Annotated in this window: 31 protein-coding genes; 16 read left to right on the forward strand and 15 right to left on the reverse strand. The window is 35.0% G+C overall.

What is annotated here, in order from left to right; translation table 11 throughout:
• Positions 1-14: 14 nt before the first annotated feature.
• Positions 15-182, forward strand: a complete 168-nt coding sequence (locus CQZ94_RS14195) for a FeoB-associated Cys-rich membrane protein (protein WP_000989597.1) — start codon at positions 15-17, stop codon at positions 180-182.
• 36 nt (positions 183-218) lie between these two features.
• Here CQZ94_RS14195 and CQZ94_RS14200 read toward each other — a convergent pair whose 3' ends face one another.
• Positions 219-797 (reverse strand): lipoprotein BA_5634 family protein, encoded by a 579-nt coding sequence (locus CQZ94_RS14200; RefSeq protein ID WP_105585920.1) that lies wholly within the window; start codon positions 795-797, stop codon positions 219-221.
• Between the two features lie 415 nt (positions 798-1,212).
• Here CQZ94_RS14200 and CQZ94_RS14205 point away from each other — a divergent pair, with 415 nt between their 5' ends.
• The 5 genes from CQZ94_RS14205 to CQZ94_RS14225 all read left to right on the forward strand — a co-directional run bounded on the left by CQZ94_RS14205 (position 1,213) and on the right by CQZ94_RS14225 (position 4,036).
• Positions 1,213-1,878: a PspA/IM30 family protein gene (locus tag CQZ94_RS14205; RefSeq protein WP_105585921.1), complete on the forward strand. Its 666-nt coding sequence runs from the start codon at positions 1,213-1,215 to the stop codon at positions 1,876-1,878.
• A gap of 79 nt (positions 1,879-1,957) precedes the next feature.
• The gene (locus CQZ94_RS14210; RefSeq protein WP_098889437.1) at positions 1,958-2,362 is read left to right on the forward strand and encodes a DUF350 domain-containing protein; all 405 of its coding nucleotides are present in this window, start codon (positions 1,958-1,960) and stop codon (positions 2,360-2,362) included.
• A gap of 21 nt (positions 2,363-2,383) precedes the next feature.
• Positions 2,384-2,890, forward strand: a complete 507-nt coding sequence (locus CQZ94_RS14215) for a DUF4178 domain-containing protein (protein WP_000051748.1) — start codon at positions 2,384-2,386, stop codon at positions 2,888-2,890.
• A gap of 13 nt (positions 2,891-2,903) precedes the next feature.
• On the forward strand, positions 2,904-3,722 hold the full coding sequence (locus tag CQZ94_RS14220) for a DUF4247 domain-containing protein (protein ID WP_105585922.1): 819 nt from the start codon (positions 2,904-2,906) through the stop codon (positions 3,720-3,722).
• A gap of 95 nt (positions 3,723-3,817) precedes the next feature.
• Positions 3,818-4,036, forward strand: a complete 219-nt coding sequence (locus tag CQZ94_RS14225; protein WP_105585923.1) for a hypothetical protein — start codon at positions 3,818-3,820, stop codon at positions 4,034-4,036.
• 47 nt (positions 4,037-4,083) lie between these two features.
• Here CQZ94_RS14225 and CQZ94_RS14230 read toward each other — a convergent pair whose 3' ends face one another.
• Together CQZ94_RS14230 and CQZ94_RS14235 are read right to left on the reverse strand one after the other, a co-directional pair.
• Positions 4,084-4,956, reverse strand: a complete 873-nt coding sequence (locus CQZ94_RS14230) for a YitT family protein (RefSeq protein ID WP_105585924.1) — start codon at positions 4,954-4,956, stop codon at positions 4,084-4,086.
• A 187-nt stretch (positions 4,957-5,143) separates the two neighbouring features.
• Positions 5,144-6,178 carry a YdcF family protein gene (locus tag CQZ94_RS14235; protein WP_105585925.1) on the reverse strand — a complete coding sequence of 345 codons (1,035 nt, stop codon included), beginning with the start codon at positions 6,176-6,178 and terminating at the stop codon, positions 5,144-5,146.
• A 712-nt stretch (positions 6,179-6,890) separates the two neighbouring features.
• On the opposite strand from CQZ94_RS14235, the gene CQZ94_RS14240 reads away from it, so the two are divergent.
• Positions 6,891-7,124, forward strand: a complete 234-nt coding sequence (locus CQZ94_RS14240) for a spore germination protein (protein ID WP_105585926.1) — start codon at positions 6,891-6,893, stop codon at positions 7,122-7,124.
• A gap of 163 nt (positions 7,125-7,287) precedes the next feature.
• Here CQZ94_RS14240 and cydB read toward each other — a convergent pair whose 3' ends face one another.
• Positions 7,288-8,316 (reverse strand): cytochrome d ubiquinol oxidase subunit II, encoded by a 1,029-nt coding sequence (cydB, locus tag CQZ94_RS14245; RefSeq protein WP_105585927.1) that lies wholly within the window; start codon positions 8,314-8,316, stop codon positions 7,288-7,290.
• The gene (cydA, locus tag CQZ94_RS14250; protein WP_002112462.1) at positions 8,306-9,655 is read right to left on the reverse strand and encodes a cytochrome ubiquinol oxidase subunit I; all 1,350 of its coding nucleotides are present in this window, start codon (positions 9,653-9,655) and stop codon (positions 8,306-8,308) included. Before cydA ends, cydB begins: the two co-directional genes overlap by 11 nt.
• Positions 9,656-9,877: 222 nt before the next feature.
• On the opposite strand from cydA, the gene CQZ94_RS14255 reads away from it, so the two are divergent.
• Positions 9,878-10,441 carry a beta-class carbonic anhydrase gene (locus tag CQZ94_RS14255; protein WP_105585928.1) on the forward strand — a complete coding sequence of 188 codons (564 nt, stop codon included), beginning with the start codon at positions 9,878-9,880 and terminating at the stop codon, positions 10,439-10,441.
• Here CQZ94_RS14255 and yidD read toward each other — a convergent pair.
• A complete protein-coding gene (gene yidD, locus CQZ94_RS14260; RefSeq protein WP_085312588.1) occupies positions 10,438-10,674 on the reverse strand; it encodes a membrane protein insertion efficiency factor YidD in 237 nt (78 codons plus the stop codon). The two genes, CQZ94_RS14255 and yidD, sit on opposite strands and share 4 nt — an antisense overlap.
• 128 nt (positions 10,675-10,802) lie before the next feature.
• Between yidD and luxS the strand changes: the two genes are divergently transcribed.
• Positions 10,803-11,276 (forward strand): S-ribosylhomocysteine lyase LuxS, encoded by a 474-nt coding sequence (luxS, locus tag CQZ94_RS14265; RefSeq protein ID WP_105585929.1) that lies wholly within the window; start codon positions 10,803-10,805, stop codon positions 11,274-11,276.
• A gap of 168 nt (positions 11,277-11,444) precedes the next feature.
• Here the strand turns inward: luxS and CQZ94_RS14270 are convergent, their stop codons facing one another.
• The 4 genes from CQZ94_RS14270 to ytzI form a co-directional block, all read right to left on the reverse strand.
• Entirely contained in the window at positions 11,445-11,675 is a 231-nt protein-coding gene (locus CQZ94_RS14270; RefSeq protein ID WP_105585930.1) for a DUF3953 domain-containing protein, read from the reverse strand.
• Positions 11,676-11,700: 25 nt separating this feature from the next.
• Complete coding sequence (locus CQZ94_RS14275; RefSeq protein ID WP_105585931.1) at positions 11,701-11,934, reverse strand: DUF3953 domain-containing protein; 234 nt, start codon at positions 11,932-11,934, stop codon at positions 11,701-11,703.
• Between the two features lie 368 nt (positions 11,935-12,302).
• On the reverse strand, positions 12,303-12,533 hold the full coding sequence (locus CQZ94_RS14285; protein ID WP_105585933.1) for a DUF3953 domain-containing protein: 231 nt from the start codon (positions 12,531-12,533) through the stop codon (positions 12,303-12,305).
• A gap of 1 nt (position 12,534) precedes the next feature.
• Positions 12,535-12,684, reverse strand: coding sequence for a YtzI protein (gene ytzI / locus CQZ94_RS14290; RefSeq protein WP_142395840.1), 150 nt, complete (start codon positions 12,682-12,684; stop codon positions 12,535-12,537).
• Positions 12,685-12,767: 83 nt separating this feature from the next.
• Between ytzI and CQZ94_RS14295 the strand changes: the two genes are divergently transcribed.
• Together CQZ94_RS14295 and mutTA are read left to right on the forward strand one after the other, a co-directional pair.
• Positions 12,768-13,085, forward strand: coding sequence for a hypothetical protein (locus CQZ94_RS14295; RefSeq protein WP_002089150.1), 318 nt, complete (start codon positions 12,768-12,770; stop codon positions 13,083-13,085).
• An 84-nt stretch (positions 13,086-13,169) separates the two neighbouring features.
• A complete protein-coding gene (gene mutTA / locus CQZ94_RS14300) occupies positions 13,170-13,649 on the forward strand; it encodes an antimutator 8-oxo-(dGTP/GTP)ase (RefSeq protein WP_105585935.1) in 480 nt (159 codons plus the stop codon).
• Between the two features lie 51 nt (positions 13,650-13,700).
• Here mutTA and CQZ94_RS14305 read toward each other — a convergent pair whose 3' ends face one another.
• The gene (locus CQZ94_RS14305; protein ID WP_105585936.1) at positions 13,701-14,369 is read right to left on the reverse strand and encodes an HAD family hydrolase; all 669 of its coding nucleotides are present in this window, start codon (positions 14,367-14,369) and stop codon (positions 13,701-13,703) included.
• Between the two features lie 93 nt (positions 14,370-14,462).
• Between CQZ94_RS14305 and CQZ94_RS14310 the strand changes: the two genes are divergently transcribed.
• Both CQZ94_RS14310 and CQZ94_RS14315 read left to right on the forward strand, forming a co-directional pair.
• Entirely contained in the window at positions 14,463-15,575 is a 1,113-nt protein-coding gene (locus CQZ94_RS14310; protein WP_105585937.1) for a hypothetical protein, read from the forward strand.
• A 263-nt stretch (positions 15,576-15,838) separates the two neighbouring features.
• The gene (locus CQZ94_RS14315) at positions 15,839-16,066 is read left to right on the forward strand and encodes a hypothetical protein (protein ID WP_105585938.1); all 228 of its coding nucleotides are present in this window, start codon (positions 15,839-15,841) and stop codon (positions 16,064-16,066) included.
• A 34-nt stretch (positions 16,067-16,100) separates the two neighbouring features.
• On the opposite strand, the gene CQZ94_RS14320 is transcribed toward CQZ94_RS14315, so the two are convergent.
• Genes CQZ94_RS14320 through CQZ94_RS14330 form a run of 3 tightly spaced genes read right to left on the reverse strand, consistent with a single transcriptional unit; the run spans position 16,101 to position 18,683 of the window.
• The gene (locus CQZ94_RS14320; RefSeq protein ID WP_105585939.1) at positions 16,101-16,907 is read right to left on the reverse strand and encodes an ABC transporter permease; all 807 of its coding nucleotides are present in this window, start codon (positions 16,905-16,907) and stop codon (positions 16,101-16,103) included.
• Positions 16,900-17,664: an ABC transporter ATP-binding protein gene (locus CQZ94_RS14325; RefSeq protein WP_105585940.1), complete on the reverse strand. Its 765-nt coding sequence runs from the start codon at positions 17,662-17,664 to the stop codon at positions 16,900-16,902. Before CQZ94_RS14325 ends, CQZ94_RS14320 begins: the two co-directional genes overlap by 8 nt.
• Before the next feature lie 11 nt (positions 17,665-17,675).
• Complete coding sequence (locus CQZ94_RS14330; RefSeq protein ID WP_105585941.1) at positions 17,676-18,683, reverse strand: ABC transporter substrate-binding protein; 1,008 nt, start codon at positions 18,681-18,683, stop codon at positions 17,676-17,678.
• 120 nt (positions 18,684-18,803) lie between these two features.
• Between CQZ94_RS14330 and CQZ94_RS14335 the strand changes: the two genes are divergently transcribed.
• Both CQZ94_RS14335 and CQZ94_RS14340 read left to right on the forward strand, forming a co-directional pair.
• Positions 18,804-19,100 (forward strand): DUF3986 family protein, encoded by a 297-nt coding sequence (locus tag CQZ94_RS14335; protein WP_105585942.1) that lies wholly within the window; start codon positions 18,804-18,806, stop codon positions 19,098-19,100.
• An 11-nt stretch (positions 19,101-19,111) separates the two neighbouring features.
• Positions 19,112-19,342: a hypothetical protein gene (locus CQZ94_RS14340; RefSeq protein ID WP_105585943.1), complete on the forward strand. Its 231-nt coding sequence runs from the start codon at positions 19,112-19,114 to the stop codon at positions 19,340-19,342.
• 81 nt (positions 19,343-19,423) lie between these two features.
• On the opposite strand, the gene CQZ94_RS14345 is transcribed toward CQZ94_RS14340, so the two are convergent.
• Positions 19,424-19,675: a hypothetical protein gene (locus CQZ94_RS14345; RefSeq protein ID WP_105585944.1), complete on the reverse strand. Its 252-nt coding sequence runs from the start codon at positions 19,673-19,675 to the stop codon at positions 19,424-19,426.
• 146 nt (positions 19,676-19,821) lie between these two features.
• On the opposite strand from CQZ94_RS14345, the gene CQZ94_RS14350 reads away from it, so the two are divergent.
• The gene (locus tag CQZ94_RS14350) at positions 19,822-20,364 is read left to right on the forward strand and encodes a YwbE family protein (RefSeq protein WP_105585945.1); all 543 of its coding nucleotides are present in this window, start codon (positions 19,822-19,824) and stop codon (positions 20,362-20,364) included.
• Positions 20,365-20,372 lie beyond the last annotated feature (8 nt).

The following is a 20,372-nucleotide window of genomic DNA, read 5'->3' on the forward strand; positions in this document are numbered from 1 at the left end:
GGAGATGTATTGCAATGATGGTCAATATTATAATTGGAGCTATCATTTTTGGTTATGCAGCATATACGTTAGTTAATTTTGTAAAGAGAAGTAAAAAAGGAAAATGCGCAGCATGTTCTTTAAATAAATCATGTCAGTCGCAAACTTGTAGTCCGGATATGGAGCAAATTGCTCATAAATAGAAAAGAGCTTTGCGAATTTCGCAAAGCTCTTTTGTTTTACTTTTTAATTTTTACAAGTTGAGAAGCTTCTACTCCGTTGTAACCAGGGAATTCTTTACTAGGATCTTTATCGAATTTTAGTACACCTACAGATTTTTCTTCACCTTTTACATTTCCGTAAGTTGCATCGTCAACAATGGCGAACATGTCTGCATATGCACGGCCACTGCCGATAATTGTGTTTCCTTCATATTTTAATTTTGCACCATCAATTGTAGCGTTTTCTACTTTATCTTTTGCGAATAATACACCTTGCTCTGCTGTCACAGCTGGTAATTTATCAAGTGGTGTTGTGTCGTCCTTTTTATCAACTTTGCTAAGTAACTCTTTCTTCACCAGTTCTTCACCAGTTGTCTTATTCATTACAAGTACTTTTTTATCTTCTAATGTTGTAAGTTTCATTTTATAGAAGTCTTTTTCTTTCACTTCTTTTTTATTTTTATCTGTAATTTGTTGAACTTGGTCTTCTGTTCCGTACAGTACAAACCCGTTCGCTTTCTCTCCTAATAAAGAACAACCTGATAATGCTCCGAATGAAATTGCTGCTGCTAATCCGATTCCTACTAATTTTTTCATGATGTTGTCTCCTTTTTGTATGTTTTTTATAGTAAATACACTTTTTGTATTAGTCCTTAAATGATGAGAAGCATGTTTGTTATTTCGTTGCTTCTGGTATTAGTGTATAAGAAATATGGAGATGCAACTATCGAGTTAGCTTACAGTAACATTACAATTATGTAATTTAGTGAAAGTACGTAAAAATAAGTTAATTTTGAGAAAAGAAATAATAAGAATATAGTAGGAATACAATATTCTATCTAAAATGTCATATTATATTGTATGTATTTTGGAAATAACATGTAAGGACATCTTTGTTTTGCTATAATAAACACATAGGTTGTAAAAATGAATATTCTTACTGTAAAGGGAGATTTTTGAGTTTTCCAAGTAGCGAATTTGAAATATGAGGTATATCATAGGAGGAATTTGGATGTCTGTATTTAAGCGATTAAGAGATTTAACAATGTCGAATGTGTATTCATTAATTGAAAAAGCTGAAGATCCAGTTAAGATGACGGATCAATATTTACGCGATATGCAAGCGGATGTACAAGAAGCTGAGAAAAGTGTAGCAGCTCAAATCGCACTTGAGAAGAAGTTTAAATTATTATTTGAAGAGCAAGAAGCACTTGTGAAAAAACGCGAAGAGCAAGCTCATATGGCTGTTCAAGCTAGTAACTTAGATCTTGCGCGCCGTGCATTAGAAGAAAAACAAAATGCAGAGCAAAAGATGAATGAGTATAAAGCAAGCTATGAGCAAAACAAAGCAGCTGCTGATAATCTTCGTGCGAAGTTAGAAGAAATGCGTAAGCAATTAACAGAGCTGAAAAATAAACGTGAAACACTTGTTGCGCGTGTAAATGCAGCGAAAGCACAAAAGAATATTAATCAGGCGATGTCTGGATTCGATTCAAATTCAGCAAAAGCTGGTTTAAGCCGTATGGAAGAGAAAGCCCTTCAATTAGAGGCTGAAGCAGAAGCGAGCGGTGAAGTTTACAAAAAAGAAAAGTCATTAGATGATGAATTCGCAAGCTTAAACAAAAATTCTGCTGTTGACGATGAATTATCCCGTATTATGAAGCAGTATGAGAAATAATATAGAATAGACAAAGAAACCGACATGTCTGAAGAGAATTCATGTCGGTTTTCTATTACCTTTTAGAGGAGGTTTTGCAATGACGTGGACGAATGTTTTAGCCATGCTTGTATGGACTGGAGCGAGTGCGGTACTTTTATTTGCAATTATGTGGGTTGATTCGATTTTTACAAAATACAATGATTTAAAAGAGATAAAAAATGGAAACACAGCAGTGACAACGCGTTTCGTTATGAAATTATTCGCTCAAGGATACATTTTGTCACAATCGATTACGAAAGCGAATGATTTATGGCAAGCGCTTCTTGCCTCAGCAGTTTCTTTCGTTATTTTATTAGTTGTAGAAATGTTCATTGAATTTGTGTTAAAGAAAATGTCTGGTTTAGATTTAGAAGAAGGAACGAAAGAAGGCAGCGTAGCACATGCGTTGTTAGCTGGTTCATTACATATTGTTGGTGCACTAATTTTAGGTGCTTGTTTATAAAGAGAAAAGGAGGGGTAGATTGTGAGTTTATTTAAACGTATTAAAAATATAATGAAGAGCCCCGAGCCGCCGAAACCAGAAAAGAGCCTTTTAACGTTAGCTCCTGGCGATATGATTGAAGTTTCGTTAGTAATGTACGAATTAACTGGGAAAACGAGCATGCATTCTCGCAAGGAGATTGTTTTAACCTTACAGGACGGGAAAGATATTCGTTATTTGAAAATTGAAGACCGTGAAAATACGTATTACAAATTGTATACACCGATTGATGGTCGTTTAGATTCAATCGATGAAATTCCGACGACGATTGAAATGGATGATATAGAGTATCATATGGAAGAACAATATAATGGACGTGTTGTTGTTATGGGAAAAACACCATTCGCTGCTTCAGAAGAACAGTACGTATGGGAATTCCAATCTGATAACCGCAAATTATTACGTGTTGAATGGCAAAATGGTCGCACAATGATGTATGAGGGAGAAGCAATTATTCCTGCTGATGTACAAATCATAAGAGCAACATAAGGGGGGCGTAATCATGTCAAACCGATTGTTTACCATGATTAAATCGTTCGTGATCCCTATACTTGCTATCGTTACATTACTTGTTATTGCCGGCTATGCTTTATCGGGCTGTCAAAGTGGTCAGGCGAAGTCAATTCAAGACCGTTATCCGCTAGAGTCTGTCGCAAAGGATGGTAAACAAGAATCTTACGTGTATAGGGCTGCTAATCGGTCAGTTCCTGAAGTCGCAAAGGAACTTATAGCCGAAAGGAAACCGAAGCAAGCATCTAAAGAAGACGAAAATCAAATGTTCCTCGTTTATTCTGATAAAATGTATAATTTGCAAAAGGATAAAGAGAAACCATCTGATACGTTAATTGAAATAAGTAATGAAGAATTTGTCCGTCAAAATTACCAACCATCCTTCTTACAAGGATATATTATGGGGAGTATATTAAACGATATATTCGGTTCACGGAAATCATCATACGGTGATTATCGCGGATATAACGACAGACAAAATCATAAACCGGTTATCCCGGAAAGACCACCTACGAAAGAAGAAAAGAAAACCCCGCCTCCAATTACGAAGGAAGGGAAAGGATCTATTATTAAGCGAGGCGATAATGTAGATCCGAAATCATCTGTAGGTGATAAAGGAAATATTACGGAAAAAGGAAGTAAAACGACGCCTCCGCCTTCTACCGGAAGCAAAGGGAAAATTACGAAAACGCCAGGTGGATCGAGCGGATCTGATGTGAAGCCGAAATCATCTATTAAAACCCCGCCAAAGAATACGTCTCCCCCGAAAACGAGGGTTGGTGGTTCAGGGAAAATTACGAAGAGAAGATAGCATAGAGACCGAAAAGTGGAATTTACTTTTCGGTCTTTTTTTATGGTAATTAATTCCTTATAGCTGGTACACTTAATACATAAGGAGGGATTAGTATGACTATGTACAAAAGATTTAGTTTGATTATGTTCCTCGTCTTATTCTTGAGTTTGTTCATTAGTACAACGATGAAATTTCACTTTATAGTAGGTATTGTATGGATAATATGTACATGTACTCTCTTTCTGTATTTTCCGCTTCGCTTTCAACATGAAGTGAACGCCTTTCAAAAGTATGTAGATTGGATTAAGAGTGGGAGACGGTGGGGTGAGTGAAAATATATCAATAAAAAAGCCTTCTCATTAGAGAAGGCTTTTAACTATTAATGAATATCATGCTTCTTGAAATTACCGCCTTTTACTTCAGCTACGTCATAAACTGTAATAAAGGCATTAGGATCGATTTCATGAATAAGTTCTTTCATTTTACTTTCTTCTAAACGGTTAATTACACAAGAGATTTCTTTAAATTTCTCTCTTGAATAACCGCCGTAAACTTCATTGTATGTTGCGCTTCGGCCTAAACGATCACGAATTGTTTCTACTATTAATTCAGGCTCTTTTGTAATGATTTTAAACGTTTTAGAACCACTTAAACCTACTTCAACAATATGAATCACTTTAGAAGCGATAAAGTAAGCAATCGCCGAAAGGATAGCTCCTTGAAGACCAAATACTGTTGAGACAAAAATAAAGACAAACATATTTAAGAATAAAATAAGGTCACTTGTTCCAAATGGTAACTTTCGAGAAAGTAATACGGCTAGCATATCGATTCCATCTAATGCCCCGCCGTTACGTAATGCGAGTCCCATACCAAAACCGATAATAATACCACCAACAACAGTAATTAAAAGTGTATCGCCCTCAATAATTGTTGGTACTCCGTGCATGAGAACGGTACCTACTGCTAGCGAAGCAATCCCGATAATAGAATAAATTGCAAAGCTTTTACCGATTTGTTTATATCCTAACCAAACGAAAGGGATGTTAACGACTGCGATTAGAAGTCCTAATGGTAACCCGAATAATCTTGAACTAACGATACTTAAACCAGTTACACCACCGTCTGATACGTTGTTTGGAATTAATACGGCTTCTAATCCGTACGCTGTGATAAATGCCCCAATAATAATCATCAAAGCTTTTAAAGCGATTTTCAGCTTATTGGGCTTGTTTTTCATAATTTTCTCCATATAATTTCCTCGTTTCAAACTAGTTTCTTATTTGTTACATAATTCACATCTAAATTTCATTTTAACATTTTATTTGAAAAAATTCTCCTTTAATGGATGTATGCAGGAAATATTATCACCATATTACCATTAAAATATTTTTGGAATTCGTAAAAGAAATCCCATCCTTTCAAAGGATGGGAGGTTGTTAAGAAAATATAAAACTAACTACTGTTAGGAATAAAGAGAATCCTAAAATAGTTCCGCACACTTTCATATGTCGTTTACGTCCCATAACGACGATTGCAACATATTCGCGAATCATTGCGTTAGGCCAGTAATAAAATGCTGTTTTTGATCCGATTCCTTGGCTATTCAGACTGGCTTGTTTTGCATATATACCAGCTCGGAAAAGATGGAAATTATTCGTTGTAAAGATACTTTTATACTTACCTTCAGGCTTTAATGAATCCATAATTTCTTTAGAAAACAACATATTTTGATATGTGTTTACAGAGCGATTTTCTTGTAAGGTATGTTCAAAAGGAATTCCTTTTTCAACAGCATAATTTTGCATTGCTTCTGCTTCTGGAAGGTTTTCATCTGGACCTTGTCCACCAGAGAAAATGATTGTTGGCGGTGTAGTAACAGCTGCTTGTTTCCAATAGAAGTCGATTGCTTTATTAATACGACTTGCAAGTAACGGCGGTACTTTATCGTTAATTAAGCCGCTGCCAAGAACGATGATGAAATCTTGATTACGTCTTGGTCTATTGAATTGGTATAGAAAATAAGCACTTAAGAAGTTAGATAAATGTATAAAGAAATACATAGTTATAAGAGAAATGGCAGCAAAAATAAATTGAAAGTGTGTTGAGACTAAACTTGCTGGATTTATGATAGGGAGTAGCATAAAGAATAAAATCCCTAAAGCTGCAATTAAAGTTAAAGAGTTTGTAAAGCGTCTTCCTTCACGCTTCATCAAGATTCTCGCATTAAGAAATAGCCCAAACATTAAAGCGACTATAGCAAAAGGTATCATTAAAATTAGTGCTATCATAGGAATAATAACGATAAAATGTAAAGCGTTATTACCAGATGCAAACGAGACGATTGCACAAAATAATAGAAATGAACAGAAAAAGGCATTAAATAAAAAGCCATTTATTATTTTTCGTGGATCTTTTAAGTAAGAGATAAGAAAAATAATAAACAATATAAGAGGAATGATTCCGAAAAACATAAATGTTGTACACCTCAATTTTTATAATGTTTTGTAATACTTTCTATATTACATGATTTTATAATTGTTTAATTAAAAAATAAGGATTTGGAATTTTCTCAATAAATACTATAGATAAATATGGTAAAATATATTCAAGGCGAGATATTAAAAGTAAAATGGTTTAGAGGGCACTCTGTAGAGTGTCTTTTTCTTTGAAATATGTAATTTTGCATATTTTGTTCCTTTTTAATGAAAGAGGATTAAAATATAAATTGTGGGTACACTCTATAAAGCAGAATTGTATACAAACATTAGCCTCTACTCTTTTTGTATCTAACAATCTTGTAACGATTAATGATTCTGTTTTCTAGTGTGTGTTTACGAAAAGTGGGATGGGTTATATATAAATAGGGGAAAGGGTGTCTTCTTGAAAGGTACCTTTTTAATGTTTAGTATAGATAGTTTCCACTATTAAAGTAGTGGAAACTATCTATACTAAACATTAGCAATCTTCCGTATAAAGATTATCAATTTACTATATATTCCAGTGGTGATAAGCTACATATGAAAGGCTTTCTTTTTCAAAATATTACCCCTAATAAAATTTTGAAGAAGTCAACTGTCTCCAAACTTGCCATTCATGATATGAGAAAAAGCACTCTTCTGAGTGCTTTTTCTCATATAAATAAGCTATTTTTATAGGCATTTTTCATACACTGGAAGTAACGAAATGAAAGTAGGTGATAAAATGCCAGCTATTGTTGAAGGGGTTATTATTGAAAACTGTAACGGGACAATTAACTTAGGTGATAAATATAACGTACATCCAATTGAAAAAACGAAAGCTTATAACGGATCAGGATCTTCAAATACCGGACTAAATGTGAGGACATTCAGTGGTATTAGTACGGCAGATGTAAGCGATAGCGATGTGTATGACCAAGTAATTCAATCTACGTTATAATTTTTATATGTAAAATTGCATAAATTGATGTGTTTGCCCTGTGATACAATTGAGCTGTTAGTGATTCTTCTTTATCATAGTTGTTAGATTAGAAATGTAACATCTTATCGAAAATCATACGTATAAGTAAAAAAGACACTTCGCTCGAAGTGTCTTTTTCATTTTAGTGATACCCTTTAGCAGAGTCTTTATGAATTTTATTTTTAAATATGCTGTAGCTCCAAAGTTGGTAACCGATAACGATCGGTACCATGACTATTGCAACGAAGAACATAATTTTTAAGTTTAATTCACTACCGGCTGCGTTATATAACGTTGTACTGTATGCGTCGTTAATACGTGATGGTAGCATTCTAGGGAACATACCTGCAAAACCAGTTGTCATAAACATTGCGATTGTTAAGCAAACGAATGTGAATGCAAGGCCGATTTTATGTTTGTACACCATAATAAGTGCGAGTACACTCATTAACATTGCAAGTACTGGAAGAATGAATAGTACAGGATATTCCGTAAAGTTTTGGAATAAATTTGTACGATTTGCAGTTGCGACATAGAAGATAGCTAAAATGATAGCAGCTGCCATTGAAAATGGTCTTGCGATTTTATAAGCACGATCAGATACTTCGCCAGTTGTTTTAATCATAATCCAAAGGGCACCAGATACGACGAATATAGCAGTGAAGAAAAGACCACCTAAAATACCATAATGGTTTAGTAAGCTAAGTAAAGTTCCTTCATAACCATCTTTTCCGATTTGCAGTCCGTAATACAGGTTAGCGAATGTAACACCGAATAAGAAGGCGATTAGGAAACTACCACTTGTAAATGCCCATTTACAAGTTTTTTGCCAAATTGGTGAATCGTCTTTATGCATAAATTCAAGTCCAGCGGCACGAGCAAATAGTGCCAGTAATACTAAAAATAGTGGTGTATACAGGTAACTAAACATATTTGCATATGTGATTGGGAAGGCAGCGAATGTTGCGCCACCAGCTGTAATTAACCATACTTCATTACCACCCCAGAACGGACCAATAGCTTCTTGTAATTGATTTCGTTCTTGTCGGTCTTTCGCAACGAATGGGAAAATCATCCCGTTACCGAGTGCGTAGCCATCAAGAATGAAGTAAACTGTCCAAATTACGCCCCATAAACCGAACCAGATGACTGCAAGCATATCATGAGACATGAGCTGTACCTCCTTCAGTAGCAGGTTCTTCTAATGCAGCTGGTCCTTTTTTCGCGAACTTCAGCATTAAGTATACGTCTGCAATTAAGAGTAGAGTGTAGAACAATATTAAACTAATTAATGAGAACCAAATTTGTGGAACTGATATAGGTGATACAGATTCTGCTGTACGCATCAGTTTATATACTGTCCATGGTTGACGACCTACTTCAGCAACAATCCAACCAGCGTTAATTGCAATATAAGGAAGTAAGACAGACCACATTGTAATTTTTAAATAGCGTTTTGAGTTTTCTAGTTTTCCTTTTCGGTTTAAATAGAAACCGAACCAAGTTAATGCCATAAAGAACATGCCAAGTGCAACCATTAAGCGGAAGCTATAATACACGAGGTTAACGTTTGGACGATCTTCTTTCGGAATATCTTTTAAACCAACAATTTCTCCATCAAATGAATTTGTATAGAAGAAACTGCCGAGTTTTGGAATAGTAAGGAATTCAAAGTTCTTTTCATTTTTTACATCAGGAATTTGAATGATTGAGAAGCCTTGTCCTTTTCCAGTTTCCCAAACAGCTTCCATTGCAGCCCCTTTTGCTGGTTGATATTTAGCTGCTGATACACCAGATTGGTGTCCCATAAAAGGTGTAATAGTTGCTGCGAATAATCCTAACATTAAACCAAACTTAAATGACTTTTTGAAGAATTCTACTTCATTTTTACGTAGTAAATGATAGGCACTAATTGCCATAACGAAGAAAGCACCGACAATATAACAACCAATTACAGTATGGAAGAACATGTTCCAAGCATATGGATTTGTAACAAGTGCCCAGAAATCATTTAATTCAGCACGGCCGTTACGTACTACGTAGCCAACAGGATTTTGCATAAATCCGTTTGCTGTAATAATCCAAAGGGCAGAAATATTTGTTCCAAGTGCAACCATCCACATACAGAAAGCACGGAACTTTGGTGAGATTTTGTCTTTACCGAATAACCATATTCCCATGAAAGTAGATTCTAAGAAGAATGCAACGAGTGCTTCGATTGCGAGAGGTGATCCGAAAATATCTCCCATATATTTGGAGTACTCAGACCAGTTTGTTCCAAATTGGAATTCCATCGTAATCCCGGTTATAATCCCCATTACGAAGTTAATTGTAAATAATTTACCCCAGAAATTTGCCATTTTGCGGTATGTTGGATTCAATGTGCGGGCGTATTGAGTTTCCATACATGCTACTAAAATAACAAGTCCGATTGTCAAAGGTACAAATAAAAAGTGATAAAAAATAGTAATTGCAAATTGAAAACGGCTCAGTAACAGAACGTCGGACATAATAAATATTCACTCCTTTTTACATTATCTACAGTTAGTTTATAGTGAGAATAGGGGTAAAGTATGTGTGACTTGTTACAAAGCTGTGTGTATATTTTGAAAGAATTATGTCGGTTATCTGAAAATATATTGCTTTTATAATAAAACAATATCCTTTTTGAGTTTTTCATATTTTGGTACACTATCTATGTAGTGTAAATGAGAGAAAAGAGGGTTTTTACTATGAAGTCATTAGAAGAGATTTTACAATACAATGAAAAGTTCGTTGAAGAGAAAAAATACGAAGAGTATGAAACAGGAAAATTTCCAAATAAAAAAATGGTAATTATTTCTTGTATGGATACTCGTCTTGTTGAATTATTACCGAAAGCAATGAATATGCGTAACGGTGATGTGAAAATTATTAAAGTAGCAGGTGCTGTTATTTCACATCCATTTGGTAGTATTGTACGTAGTGTTTTAGTTGCTGTATATGAGCTTGGTGCTGATGAAGTATGTATCGTTGGTCATCATGATTGTGGGATGGCAAAAATTCAAGCGAGTAGTACAATTGAAAAAATGAAAGAACGTGGTGTAACAGGGGAGAAATTAGATACACTTCGCTATTCTGGAATCGATTTAGAAAAGTTTTTACGAGGATTCTCTAGCGTAGAAGAAAGTGTAGAACATAGTGTTTCGGTACTTCGCAACCATCCGTTACTTCCTGAAGAAGTACCTGTTCACGGTCTTGTTATAGACCCTGACACTGGAAAATTAGATCTAGTTGTGAATGGTTACGCCAATTAAGAATTTACTTTGTCATCCTTTTTATCTGGGACAGGATCAAATCCTCCTGGATGGAAAGGATGACATTTTAATATACGCTTACATGTAAGCCAAAAACCTTTGAGCGCACCATGTTTTTGAAATGATTCTAATCCATAATGAGAGCAAGTTGGATGAAAGCGACATGTTGGCGGTGTCATTGGAGAAATGAACTTTTGATAAAAGCGTATAATACCGATAAAAATCTGTTTCATAATGGTCTCCTTTTCAGCATAGTCTTAAAGTATTATAGCACGACCGTACATAATTCTTTACTAATACGAAATTCCGTTATATCATATTGGATATAACGGAATTAAATTAAAAGCGGGAGAGATGTTGTATGCCATCAGTAGAAAGCTTTGAATTAGACCATACGATTGTAAAGGCGCCTTATGTAAGACATTGCGGAGTTCACATTGTAGGTAGTGACGGTATTGTAAATAAATTTGATATTCGTTTTTGCCAACCGAACAAACAAACGATGAAACCAGATGTGATTCATACGTTAGAACATTTATTAGCATTTAATTTACGTAAATATATTGATCGTTATCCGCATTTTGATATTATCGATATTTCACCGATGGGTTGTCAAACAGGATATTATCTTGTTGTAAGCGGGACACCAACAGTTCGTGAAATCATTGATTTATTAGAACTAACATTAAAAGATGCGGTTCAAATTACAGAAATTCCAGCTGCAAATGAAACACAGTGTGGCCAAGCGAAGCTTCACGATTTAGAAGGAGCAAAACGCTTAATGAACTTCTGGTTAAGCCAAGATAAAGAAGAACTTGAGAAAGTGTTTGGATAGAAGGAAAAAACTGCCTGTGAAAGGGCAGTTTTTCTTTTTTATGCTTGATGTTTAAATGTAAATAATTCATTTTCTGATACGCTCGATGCAATATCAGTCTTACTTTCCACAGGTTCATCTTTCAATTTTGCTTTTTGTATCGCGGATTGAATACTATCGGTTATTTGGTCATGTAAATAGATTGTGTCCCAAAATAAATAAAATTAACGCAGAAACGAGGAAACAAAAGAATGCTTTCTGTTTTCTATTTTGCTGTATTTCATCGATACCTAAAAGAATAAGCGTTACACTTAAAAGAAGGAATACATAGGGGAAGAGCATAGAAAATTGTGCAAAAAGACTAAACAAAGCAAGGATACAAGCGATAGTAGATATTAAGATTCGAAGGTTTGTTAGCATGGTATCCTCCTTAGTAGAAGTGTTGTTATCGAGAGAAAATAATTACAATGGCAACGATTAAAGTGAATACACCAGAAAAGAAAGAGAGTGTACTATTTACTTTCTTTTGTTTCTTTTTTTCTTCTGCGCTCATGATGAAAGTCATAATAGATAAGGCAATAAGCATATAGGGCATAATAACAAGCGGATTTGTAAACATTCCGGATAGAGCGAGAGCGATGACGATAAGAGCGGATATAATGCGAAATGTTTTTAGCATACTATTCTCCACCTTTTTTGTTTTTTAGATTGTCCTCAAATTTATTACCTGTTCGAAAAAGCCAAATTGGTGAAAGATAATAGTCAGTAGGTGATTAAAAGTACATGTTACCTTTAGCGAAAGTAGATCGATATTAAAACGAAGAACATAAGAATAGAAACGAAAAAATACGGAATACTCATTGATTTTCGTCCGGATTTCAGTTCATTAATTCCTAGAAGAATAAAGAAACAACTGAGAGTAAATTGTATGTATGGGAGAAGTGTGAAATTATCAGTAATAAAAGAATAAGTGCAAAGAGAGAGTATGAGAAGCATAAAAAGCATGAGAAAAATCCTTAATCCTTTTAGCATGAAGTCACTCTCCTGCTATCTTATGTATGTAATGATAAGAACAATCCACAAGAAAGAACCAGCAACAATACAAATAAATCCGGTTCCTGAATCCTTCTTTTTTATTTGCTCAATTGAGATGAGAAACATTAAAGCTCCTAATAGAAATTGTGAAAGTGGTAGAAAGTTATTTTGACCTGTTAGTAAACCAATTGTGGATATGATTATTACAATGAACGCAATTAGTAAGCGTAGTATGCGAAGCATATTATGAATTCTCCTTACTGTTTTTTGTATAAGGGTTATCTTCTGGTTTATCAACGGAATGTTTATATGCATAGCCTTTATTAATTGTCATGACGGAGAGTACTAATATGATCAGTACGATTATAATGCCGATAATTAATATTTTGAGCATGAAATCCCTCCTTTTCTTTATTTTACATAATTTTGTAATTAATGAAAACAATAGAAATTAAAAGGATGAAAGAAGGGTGTTACATGGAGAATAAAAAAACATATTATATATCAGTTGGAAATGGTCAAATTTCACAAGTGAAGACGGCGGATACGTATAATTTTGAAATTTATGCAAATGACGAAGAGATTACGGAGTTAAGAGAGTATTTTGATCAAGCGTATGAAGAGGACTTAGGTTCGTATGTACGTTCCCACGTTCCATTCGTTGAGTATCATCACGATTCGAATAATGATCGATATGATGAACAACTACAAAAAGCATATAAAATGATTTATGATCTAGGGAATCATGAAACAAAAGAATTAGTCGCGCAAATGGGAATAATCAATGGATTGTAATTGGATAATATTATGCAGAAAAGCGAGAATATGCTACAATTTGTGGTAGGAAAAACTTGTAACCATCAATAGGGGAGTAATGGCATGTACAAATTTAAAGATTATTACCACAACACTGTACAATTATCGTTTGAACGTTATCCATTTTCTCCTGAGCCAAAGCATGTTTGGGTTGTATGCCGGTACGGGGATCAATGGTTATTAACGCATCATTTACGCCGCGGTCTTGAATTTCCAGGTGGTAAAGTAGAACTCGGGGAAACACCGGAAGAAGCGGCAGTTCGAGAAGTTCATGAGGAAACCGGCGGCATAGTTTCTGATTTAACTTACTTAGGACAATATAAAGTATCCGGAAAAGACAAAATAATCATTAAAAACATTTATTTTGCAACAATTAGTGGGGTAGAGCAGCATACGCATTACGAAGAAACGAAAGGGTCTGTTTTATTAAAAGACATTCCTGATAATATTAAAACTGATAGAAAATTTAGCTTTATTATGCGCGATGATGTATTAGCGCGTACAATGAAACATATAGAAGAAATCGGCTGTTTTACGAAGTAAAATGGCCGGTTTCTTTTTTGTTCCAAAAAATGGTGTGAATATATCTTTACATTATGGGCTATTCTCCACTTCTAAAAGCGAAAGAACTTCTAATAAATCATCCACCACACGTGAATGTTCAAAGTCACCCCAAAATAAATCTCTCGCCCAAACGCCAAGAATCCCTACTTGTTCAGAACCAAGCACATCGTTTTCAGGATGATCCCCAACGTACATACATTCTTCCGCGTTTACGTTTAGCTTTTGCAAAGCTCGTTCGAAAATTTCTCGGTGTGGTTTTTTAATTCCTTCTGCTTCTGAAATGAGAATTGTATTTGTATACGTATGTATGTTTAAGGCGCGAAGGTTGTTCATTTGAAAATCAGTAAAGCCGTTTGTAATAATACCGATTTTTATATTTTGCTGAGTTAGTCGTTGAAGTAATTCATGCATGTTTGGGAGAGGAATGCAGTGATGTTGAAAGTTTGTAATGTAGTCATGCAGCAGTTGCTCTGCTGTTAAAGTGTTAATGCCGTATTCAGAAAGAAGAGAATCGTATACTCTATCCTTCCACGTATATCCATTATTATCGAGTTCAAGAAAACGAGAACAATACTCGGCTTGTTCTATGTTTATAAAATGAAGAGAAAAGCGATTGTATTGGTCGTGAATAAATCGTACTAAAGATTGACGACGATCTAATAGTGTCCCATCTAAATCAAATAGCACCGCACGAATCATATGTAACCTCCTCAAAGTTTTTATAAATAATTATCGCATATTTGTGAAAAAATGATTATCATATTTTTGTAGACTGTAACGACGGAGGTTCAAATGAAAGAACTATATGGTGGGAAATTAGTTTGTTTTATACTTTCAATTGGCTTAGTAGCTGGATGTGATATGGCGGAAAAAACTTCGAAAAGAGAGAAAAAAGATGTGTGCGAAACGGCAGAAGAATGCACACAAATAGGTGATAAGACGCTTCAAAAAGTATATAAAAAGATAGATGGACTTTCAGAACTTGAAGTACTAGAGGATTATGATTTAGAAGGACATTCAAGTAATGATATGAAAGAAGCGGAAATGAAAAAAGAGGATGATGAAAATTATTTCTTTTTAGCTTCTTATTATATTGATGGTGATGAAATTGTAGATCCTTATTTCGATAAACTAGATCGCAAACGATTGAATAAGGTTTTTGCGGAGGATAAGGACGCGAAAGAAGAAGTATTAAAGCAACGTCAAGATAGGGATTATCATGAATCGTTATGGGAGATGTATAGCACGCTTATTCCAGCTAAATATCGCACTGACATAAAAGAGTTTGACATGGTAACAGATGGTTACGACGGAATTGTCGCCCACGTTATGCCGAGTAGGGAGTATCCGAAAGAGTGGACCATTAGTTTAGATACGCTTGATTCTGCAGTAAATGTCGATCAAGTGATGAAAACATTAATACATGAGACGGCTCACGTATTGACACTGGGACATAAACAAATACCAGTAAATGAAAAATACTTAAAGGCTTTTGAAGAAGATAAAGATATTTCATCATACCAAAATAAATGTAAATCTCTTTTCTTACAAGAAGGATGTGCGAAGGAGAGCTCTTATATAAATCAATTTTATAATTTGTTCTGGAAACCAATTGACCAGGAGTGGACAGAAAAGAAAGTGGAAGAAAGCGAAGAAACTCAAATTGAATTTTTTAAGGAAAAGCATGGTGAGTTTGTTTCACTGTATGGAACGACAAATGTAGCGGAAGATATCGCCGATACATTTACAGCGTTTATTTTACAAGATTCAAAAAAGGTGAAAGAAGGAACAGAATTAAAATATAAAAAAATTGCCTTCTTCTATCAATTCCCCGAGCTTGTAAAAATGAGAGCGGAAGTGTTAGCAGGATTATATGATATTTCAAGGGATATAGAGCAGTCATAGTTTAGTGGTAATTATTTGTTGGTAAGTCGATAAAATTGGATTTATGTTCGATATATTTTTGTTCGATCAAATGAAAACGTGAGGATGTTCTGTTCTTTGCGTTTCTTTATATTGATAAGATTGAAAATTCTGTCTTTTTTAAAAAGGAAGAAGGAACTGAATCATTAAAAGAGAATTAGTATAAAAACGTCACAAATTAGACACAATTATAATGCGTATATTGTAGGGACTATAAGTTTACTCTCAAGGAGGTAATGAAACGTATGAAAACGATTCTTGCTGTTGCTGGTCTCATTTGGGTAATGTCTCACGGTTTTCCGATTTTTGAAGGAGAGCAAATTCGTAGTGCATTAAATAAAGAGTTTAATGATTATCATATTATTGATCGAAAAGATAATGTCGTTACGGTGCGTGTGAAAGATTGTTTCCATACAGTTACGGTTGCTAATGGGAATGTTACAGATGATTCGAAAATGTGTGATAAAAAGTAAAAGAAAGAAGCTGACTCTAGCGTATCGCTCTAAGTCAGCTTTTTTTTCGTTTTCCAATAAGGAGTTTTTCAAATGCCTCGACAAATACATACATAAGAGTTGCGAGGACGCAAGTGAGCAATACACTGAGTAAGACGAGTGTGAAGTTAAAGACTTGGAATCCATAGCTAATTAAATAGCCAAGTCCTTGTTTAGAAACGAGGAGTTCCCCGAAAATAACACCGACCCATGATAAGCCAACATTCACTTTTAACGTTGAAATAATTGCAGGGAAAGATGAAGGGAGAATAACGTGCTTATAGCATTGCCATTTATTTGCGCCAAATGTGTCCATGACCTTAATATAGTTGGAATCGACTTCTTGAAATGCGCTGTAAATAACGAGAATAGTAATGATGATGGAGATGATTACCCCCATTGCGATAGAGGATGAAATATTTGGACCGAAAATAACAATGATGATTGGACCGAGTGCAACTTTTGGCATTGCATTTAGGACGACGAGATAAGGATCAAGTACGCGAGCTAAAAGTGGCATCCACCAAAGGAAAGTAGCAATAATAGCTCCGAGTACAGTTCCGAGAATAAAACCTACTCCGGTTTCAAGTAATGTCGTCCATATGTGAATCCAAAGTGAACCGTCAATCCATTTCGTTAAGAAGAGATCCCAAATACTTGAAGGAGAGCTAAAGAGTAAAGGATCAATCCATTCTTTTTTACTAGCTATTTCCCATAGTGCAAAGAAAAGAACAAGAAGTACAAGTTGTAAAGAGCGAGCTAACCATGCATGTTGTCTTTCTTTTTTCCGAAACTGTTCATGTAGTTGTTTTATATTATCCAAGTCGTTCCAACTCCTTCCATATTTCTTGGAAGAGGGATGGGAAGTCATGGTGGTGGCGTGCTTCTAACGGCGATAAGGAACGGATACTTTCTGGGACGATGAACGTTTTTGCAATTTTTCCAGGGTTCGCCTGCAGCAAATAAATACGATCACTCATCGCAATTGCTTCTTCAATATCATGTGTCACAAGTAGGGATGTTTTCTTATAGTTACGTAGTAATGTAAAGACGAGATCTTCTAGTTTTAATTTTGTTTGATAATCAAGAGCGGAAAATGGTTCATCTAGCAATAAAATTTTTGGATCGGTCGCTAATGTTCGAACGAGTGCAGCACGTTGGCGCATACCGCCGGATAGTTCACGAGGGTATTGCTGTTCTATATCATATAAGCCGACTTGTTTTAAAAGCTTTAATGTATGTTCTTTCGTATTTTCATCATAAATTTTTCGAATATGAAGTCCGAGCATAATATTTTCTTCAATTGTTTTCCACGGAAACAAGTAATCTTGCTGGAGCATATAGCCCATAGATGGGGTCTTAGTTGTAATCGGTTCACCATCTAAAAATACGATGCCTTCAATTGGATCAAGTAGCCCTGCGATGATGGAGAGGAGCGTTGTTTTCCCACAACCACTTGGACCAAGGATTGAAATAAATTCGCCTTCTTCTACTTGCAAACTCATATCTTCAAGAATAAGTTTGGCATTTTCTTTTGCAAAAAAGCAGTGAGAAACGTTACGTATTTGTAAAAAGCTCATACACTTCGCCTCTATTTCTTAATAACGCTTTCGGCAATTTTTGTATTGACGAGCGCTTCATGTGGAACTTCTTTTTGTAATTCACCAGCTTCTTTCATAATCGTTTGGAGCTGTTTCCATTCTGCATCATCTAATAATGGATTTGTCGCATATGAATGTTGTTTTTTGTAGCGCTCAATTACTTTCACTGAAATGTCTTTTGAAGTGTTTTTAAATAGTGGTGAAACGGCATCGGCAATCTCTTCTGGACTATGTGTATCAACCCATTGCTGCGCTTTATATAGTGCGCACGTGAATTTTTCTGCAGCAGCCTTATCTTTCTTTAAGAAACTTTCTTTTGCCATAAACGTTGTATAAGGAACAGTACCAGATTCAGCCCCGAAAGATGCGACGATATAACCTTTTCCTTCTTTTTCAAGTATACTTGCAGTCGGTTCAAAGAGCTGTACAAATTCTCCTGTACCAGATGCAAAGGCATTTGCAATGTTAGCAAACTCGATATTTTGAATTAAGTTCGTATCTTTGCGAGGGTCAATGCCATTTTTCTTTAAAACATATTCTCCAACCATTTGTGGCATACCGCCTTTACGCTGTCCTAAAAACGTAACACCTTTCACGTCATTCCAATTAAAAGAGTCTAATTTTTTACGTGAAACTAAAAATGTGCCATCTGTTTGTGTAAGCTGCGCAAAGTTAATGATAGGGTCTTTTGCTCCTTGTTGATGAACATAAATGGACGTTTCTGAACCAACGAGAGCAATATCAATTCCGCCGGATAAAAGGGTGGTCATCGTTTTATCTCCGCCAGCGGTTGTTTGTAAGTCAATATTTAAACCTTCATCTTTAAAAAATCCTTTTTCAATTCCAACATATAATGGTGCGTAGAAAAGAGAGTGGGTGACTTCGCCAACGCGAATTTTTTGAGCTTGTTCTTTCGTACTTTCCTTTGTACTACTACAAGCAACGAATGTGAAAACAGCTAGTAACATGATGCAAAAAACGGTTATTAATTTTTTCACTATATGACACCTCCTAGAAGTCAATCTACAAGCATAATATGTAGGTAAGTGCCCATATGTGAGTATATATAGCAGGAATTTTTTGGGTAGTAAAGAAGTAAAAATATAAGGGGTGATAAAATGGATTATGAATACGATGATAGTGTACATTTACATCTTGATTATTTCGGAACTGAATGTGATATGGAATCGATTGCTTATAAGAGGAAGCATGAAGACGTATGGGATGTGTATTTTAATTTTGGAGCATACGGTATTCAGAAAGATGGTGTAGAGGCGGGAATGTTTATGGACGAATATGCCGGTTATTATGTTTTTTCTGTACATGCTCGTGATTTGAGCTGGGAATTTGGAAGTGCTCAGTTTGAGGAGTGGGTGTTGAGGAACCATATCGTAGAAAAAACGCTGCAAAAATAGGGAGGAATTTCGTGATTGGATTTCTCATTTTATTATGTATTTGCGTAGCCGGATTTTTCATCATGCAAGTGCTCATTTACCGATTTGCAAAGAAAAATATTCATAAATACAAAGAAATGAAATGGATTCATATGTGGTTAGATATGAACATGAAAAAGGGTCCGAGATTAGATTTTTTTGATTTTGTACTTATACTAATCGTGAGCATCATATGGAAAATATGGATGCTTCCTCTTGTATAGTAAACATGCTAATCATTTCATCATTTTTTCCCTTTCAGAAATAAGTAACAAAAAGAACCTGTCGCATTGGCAGGTTCTTTTCTATAATAATAGTTTTCCGAAACGCGTGCCGACAAGTAAAACTGCACTTGCGAAAATTATTGTAAAGATCGTCTGCTTCTTTTTGTAATTTAAAATGGTAATTGCTAAAAAGGAAAAGAGGATAAGAATATGAGAAAACAATCCAAATTCTAACGGCTTGTGAGAAATAATTCGAATGAAGAATGGAATATATAGCATGAAATAAATAATGAGGAAAATGATTTTGGAAAATGAGAATGTAGGTGTATTCATATCGAAAACCTCCTTTTTCAAATTGTAGCATGTAGTGTTACATGGAAAATTCAATACATACGACAAATTGCGACAAGGGAGTTCATACATATTTGCTATTCTATTAAAGGTCATTATTTGTAATGTATATATAGGAGGATTTTTTAATGTTAAAGAAATTATTATTATTTTTACTTATGAGCTTATGTGTAGTTGTTTTAACAGCTTGTAAAGATGAAGAGGAAAAACTGAAAGCAGCGGAAGAACAGAAAATAGATGAGAAGAAAGTTGAAGAAGATAAGAAGGTAGAAGAAAAGCGTAAGCAAGAAGAACAGCAAAAAGTAGAGGAAGAAAAACGTAAGCAGGAAGAACAACAAAGAGTAGAGGAAGAAAAACGTAAGCAAGAAGAACAACAAAGAGTAGAGGAAGAGAAGCGTAAGCAAGAAGAGCAACAGAAGGCTCAGCAACAACAGTCTGCACAACAAGAGAGAACACAGAAACAAGAAAAAACAACACAAGCAACCGGTGGGAAGCCGACAAGATCACAAATTTCGGTCGGTTCCCATGTAGTTATCCAATTAGATAAAGATTATAGTAAAACTGTGAGCGGTGTTGTGAAGGATATTTTAACAAACACGGAAACACATACGTACGGAATTAAAGTTCGATTACAAGATGGACAAATTGGTCGCGTTCAAAGTGTTGGATAAATAAAAAA

The sequence above is a fragment of the Bacillus sp. MYb209 genome, assembly GCF_002975175.1.
Taxonomy (GTDB): domain Bacteria; phylum Bacillota; class Bacilli; order Bacillales; family Bacillaceae_G; genus Bacillus_A.

What these genes read in the sequence shown, in the direction of transcription:
- CQZ94_RS14275 (WP_105585931.1), bottom strand. Translation starts at nt 11,934, where the DNA reads ATGCTAAAAACATTTCGCATTATATCCGCTCTTATCGTCATCGCTCTC.
- CQZ94_RS14200 (WP_105585920.1), bottom strand. Translation starts at nt 797, where the DNA reads ATGAAAAAATTAGTAGGAATCGGATTAGCAGCAGCAATTTCATTCGGA.
- CQZ94_RS14350 (WP_105585945.1), top strand. Translation starts at nt 19,822, where the DNA reads ATGTTAAAGAAATTATTATTATTTTTACTTATGAGCTTATGTGTAGTT.
- CQZ94_RS14305 (WP_105585936.1), bottom strand. Translation starts at nt 14,369, where the DNA reads ATGATTCGTGCGGTGCTATTTGATTTAGATGGGACACTATTAGATCGT.
- yidD (WP_085312588.1), bottom strand. Translation starts at nt 10,674, where the DNA reads ATGAAACAGATTTTTATCGGTATTATACGCTTTTATCAAAAGTTCATT.
- CQZ94_RS14225 (WP_105585923.1), top strand. Translation starts at nt 3,818, where the DNA reads ATGACTATGTACAAAAGATTTAGTTTGATTATGTTCCTCGTCTTATTC.
- CQZ94_RS14310 (WP_105585937.1), top strand. Translation starts at nt 14,463, where the DNA reads ATGAAAGAACTATATGGTGGGAAATTAGTTTGTTTTATACTTTCAATT.
- CQZ94_RS14210 (WP_098889437.1), top strand. Translation starts at nt 1,958, where the DNA reads ATGACGTGGACGAATGTTTTAGCCATGCTTGTATGGACTGGAGCGAGT.
- ytzI (WP_142395840.1), bottom strand. Translation starts at nt 12,684, where the DNA reads ATGCTCAAAATATTAATTATCGGCATTATAATCGTACTGATCATATTA.
- CQZ94_RS14220 (WP_105585922.1), top strand. Translation starts at nt 2,904, where the DNA reads ATGTCAAACCGATTGTTTACCATGATTAAATCGTTCGTGATCCCTATA.
- CQZ94_RS14345 (WP_105585944.1), bottom strand. Translation starts at nt 19,675, where the DNA reads ATGAATACACCTACATTCTCATTTTCCAAAATCATTTTCCTCATTATT.
- CQZ94_RS14235 (WP_105585925.1), bottom strand. Translation starts at nt 6,178, where the DNA reads ATGTTTTTCGGAATCATTCCTCTTATATTGTTTATTATTTTTCTTATC.
- luxS (WP_105585929.1), top strand. Translation starts at nt 10,803, where the DNA reads ATGCCATCAGTAGAAAGCTTTGAATTAGACCATACGATTGTAAAGGCG.
- CQZ94_RS14230 (WP_105585924.1), bottom strand. Translation starts at nt 4,956, where the DNA reads ATGGAGAAAATTATGAAAAACAAGCCCAATAAGCTGAAAATCGCTTTA.
- CQZ94_RS14255 (WP_105585928.1), top strand. Translation starts at nt 9,878, where the DNA reads ATGAAGTCATTAGAAGAGATTTTACAATACAATGAAAAGTTCGTTGAA.
- CQZ94_RS14205 (WP_105585921.1), top strand. Translation starts at nt 1,213, where the DNA reads ATGTCTGTATTTAAGCGATTAAGAGATTTAACAATGTCGAATGTGTAT.
- CQZ94_RS14285 (WP_105585933.1), bottom strand. Translation starts at nt 12,533, where the DNA reads ATGCTTCGCATACTACGCTTACTAATTGCGTTCATTGTAATAATCATA.
- mutTA (WP_105585935.1), top strand. Translation starts at nt 13,170, where the DNA reads ATGTACAAATTTAAAGATTATTACCACAACACTGTACAATTATCGTTT.
- cydA (WP_002112462.1), bottom strand. Translation starts at nt 9,655, where the DNA reads ATGTCCGACGTTCTGTTACTGAGCCGTTTTCAATTTGCAATTACTATT.
- CQZ94_RS14315 (WP_105585938.1), top strand. Translation starts at nt 15,839, where the DNA reads ATGAAAACGATTCTTGCTGTTGCTGGTCTCATTTGGGTAATGTCTCAC.
- CQZ94_RS14325 (WP_105585940.1), bottom strand. Translation starts at nt 17,664, where the DNA reads ATGAGCTTTTTACAAATACGTAACGTTTCTCACTGCTTTTTTGCAAAA.
- CQZ94_RS14295 (WP_002089150.1), top strand. Translation starts at nt 12,768, where the DNA reads ATGGAGAATAAAAAAACATATTATATATCAGTTGGAAATGGTCAAATT.
- CQZ94_RS14240 (WP_105585926.1), top strand. Translation starts at nt 6,891, where the DNA reads ATGAAAGTAGGTGATAAAATGCCAGCTATTGTTGAAGGGGTTATTATT.
- CQZ94_RS14270 (WP_105585930.1), bottom strand. Translation starts at nt 11,675, where the DNA reads ATGCTAACAAACCTTCGAATCTTAATATCTACTATCGCTTGTATCCTT.
- CQZ94_RS14335 (WP_105585942.1), top strand. Translation starts at nt 18,804, where the DNA reads ATGGATTATGAATACGATGATAGTGTACATTTACATCTTGATTATTTC.
- cydB (WP_105585927.1), bottom strand. Translation starts at nt 8,316, where the DNA reads ATGTCTCATGATATGCTTGCAGTCATCTGGTTCGGTTTATGGGGCGTA.
- CQZ94_RS14195 (WP_000989597.1), top strand. Translation starts at nt 15, where the DNA reads ATGATGGTCAATATTATAATTGGAGCTATCATTTTTGGTTATGCAGCA.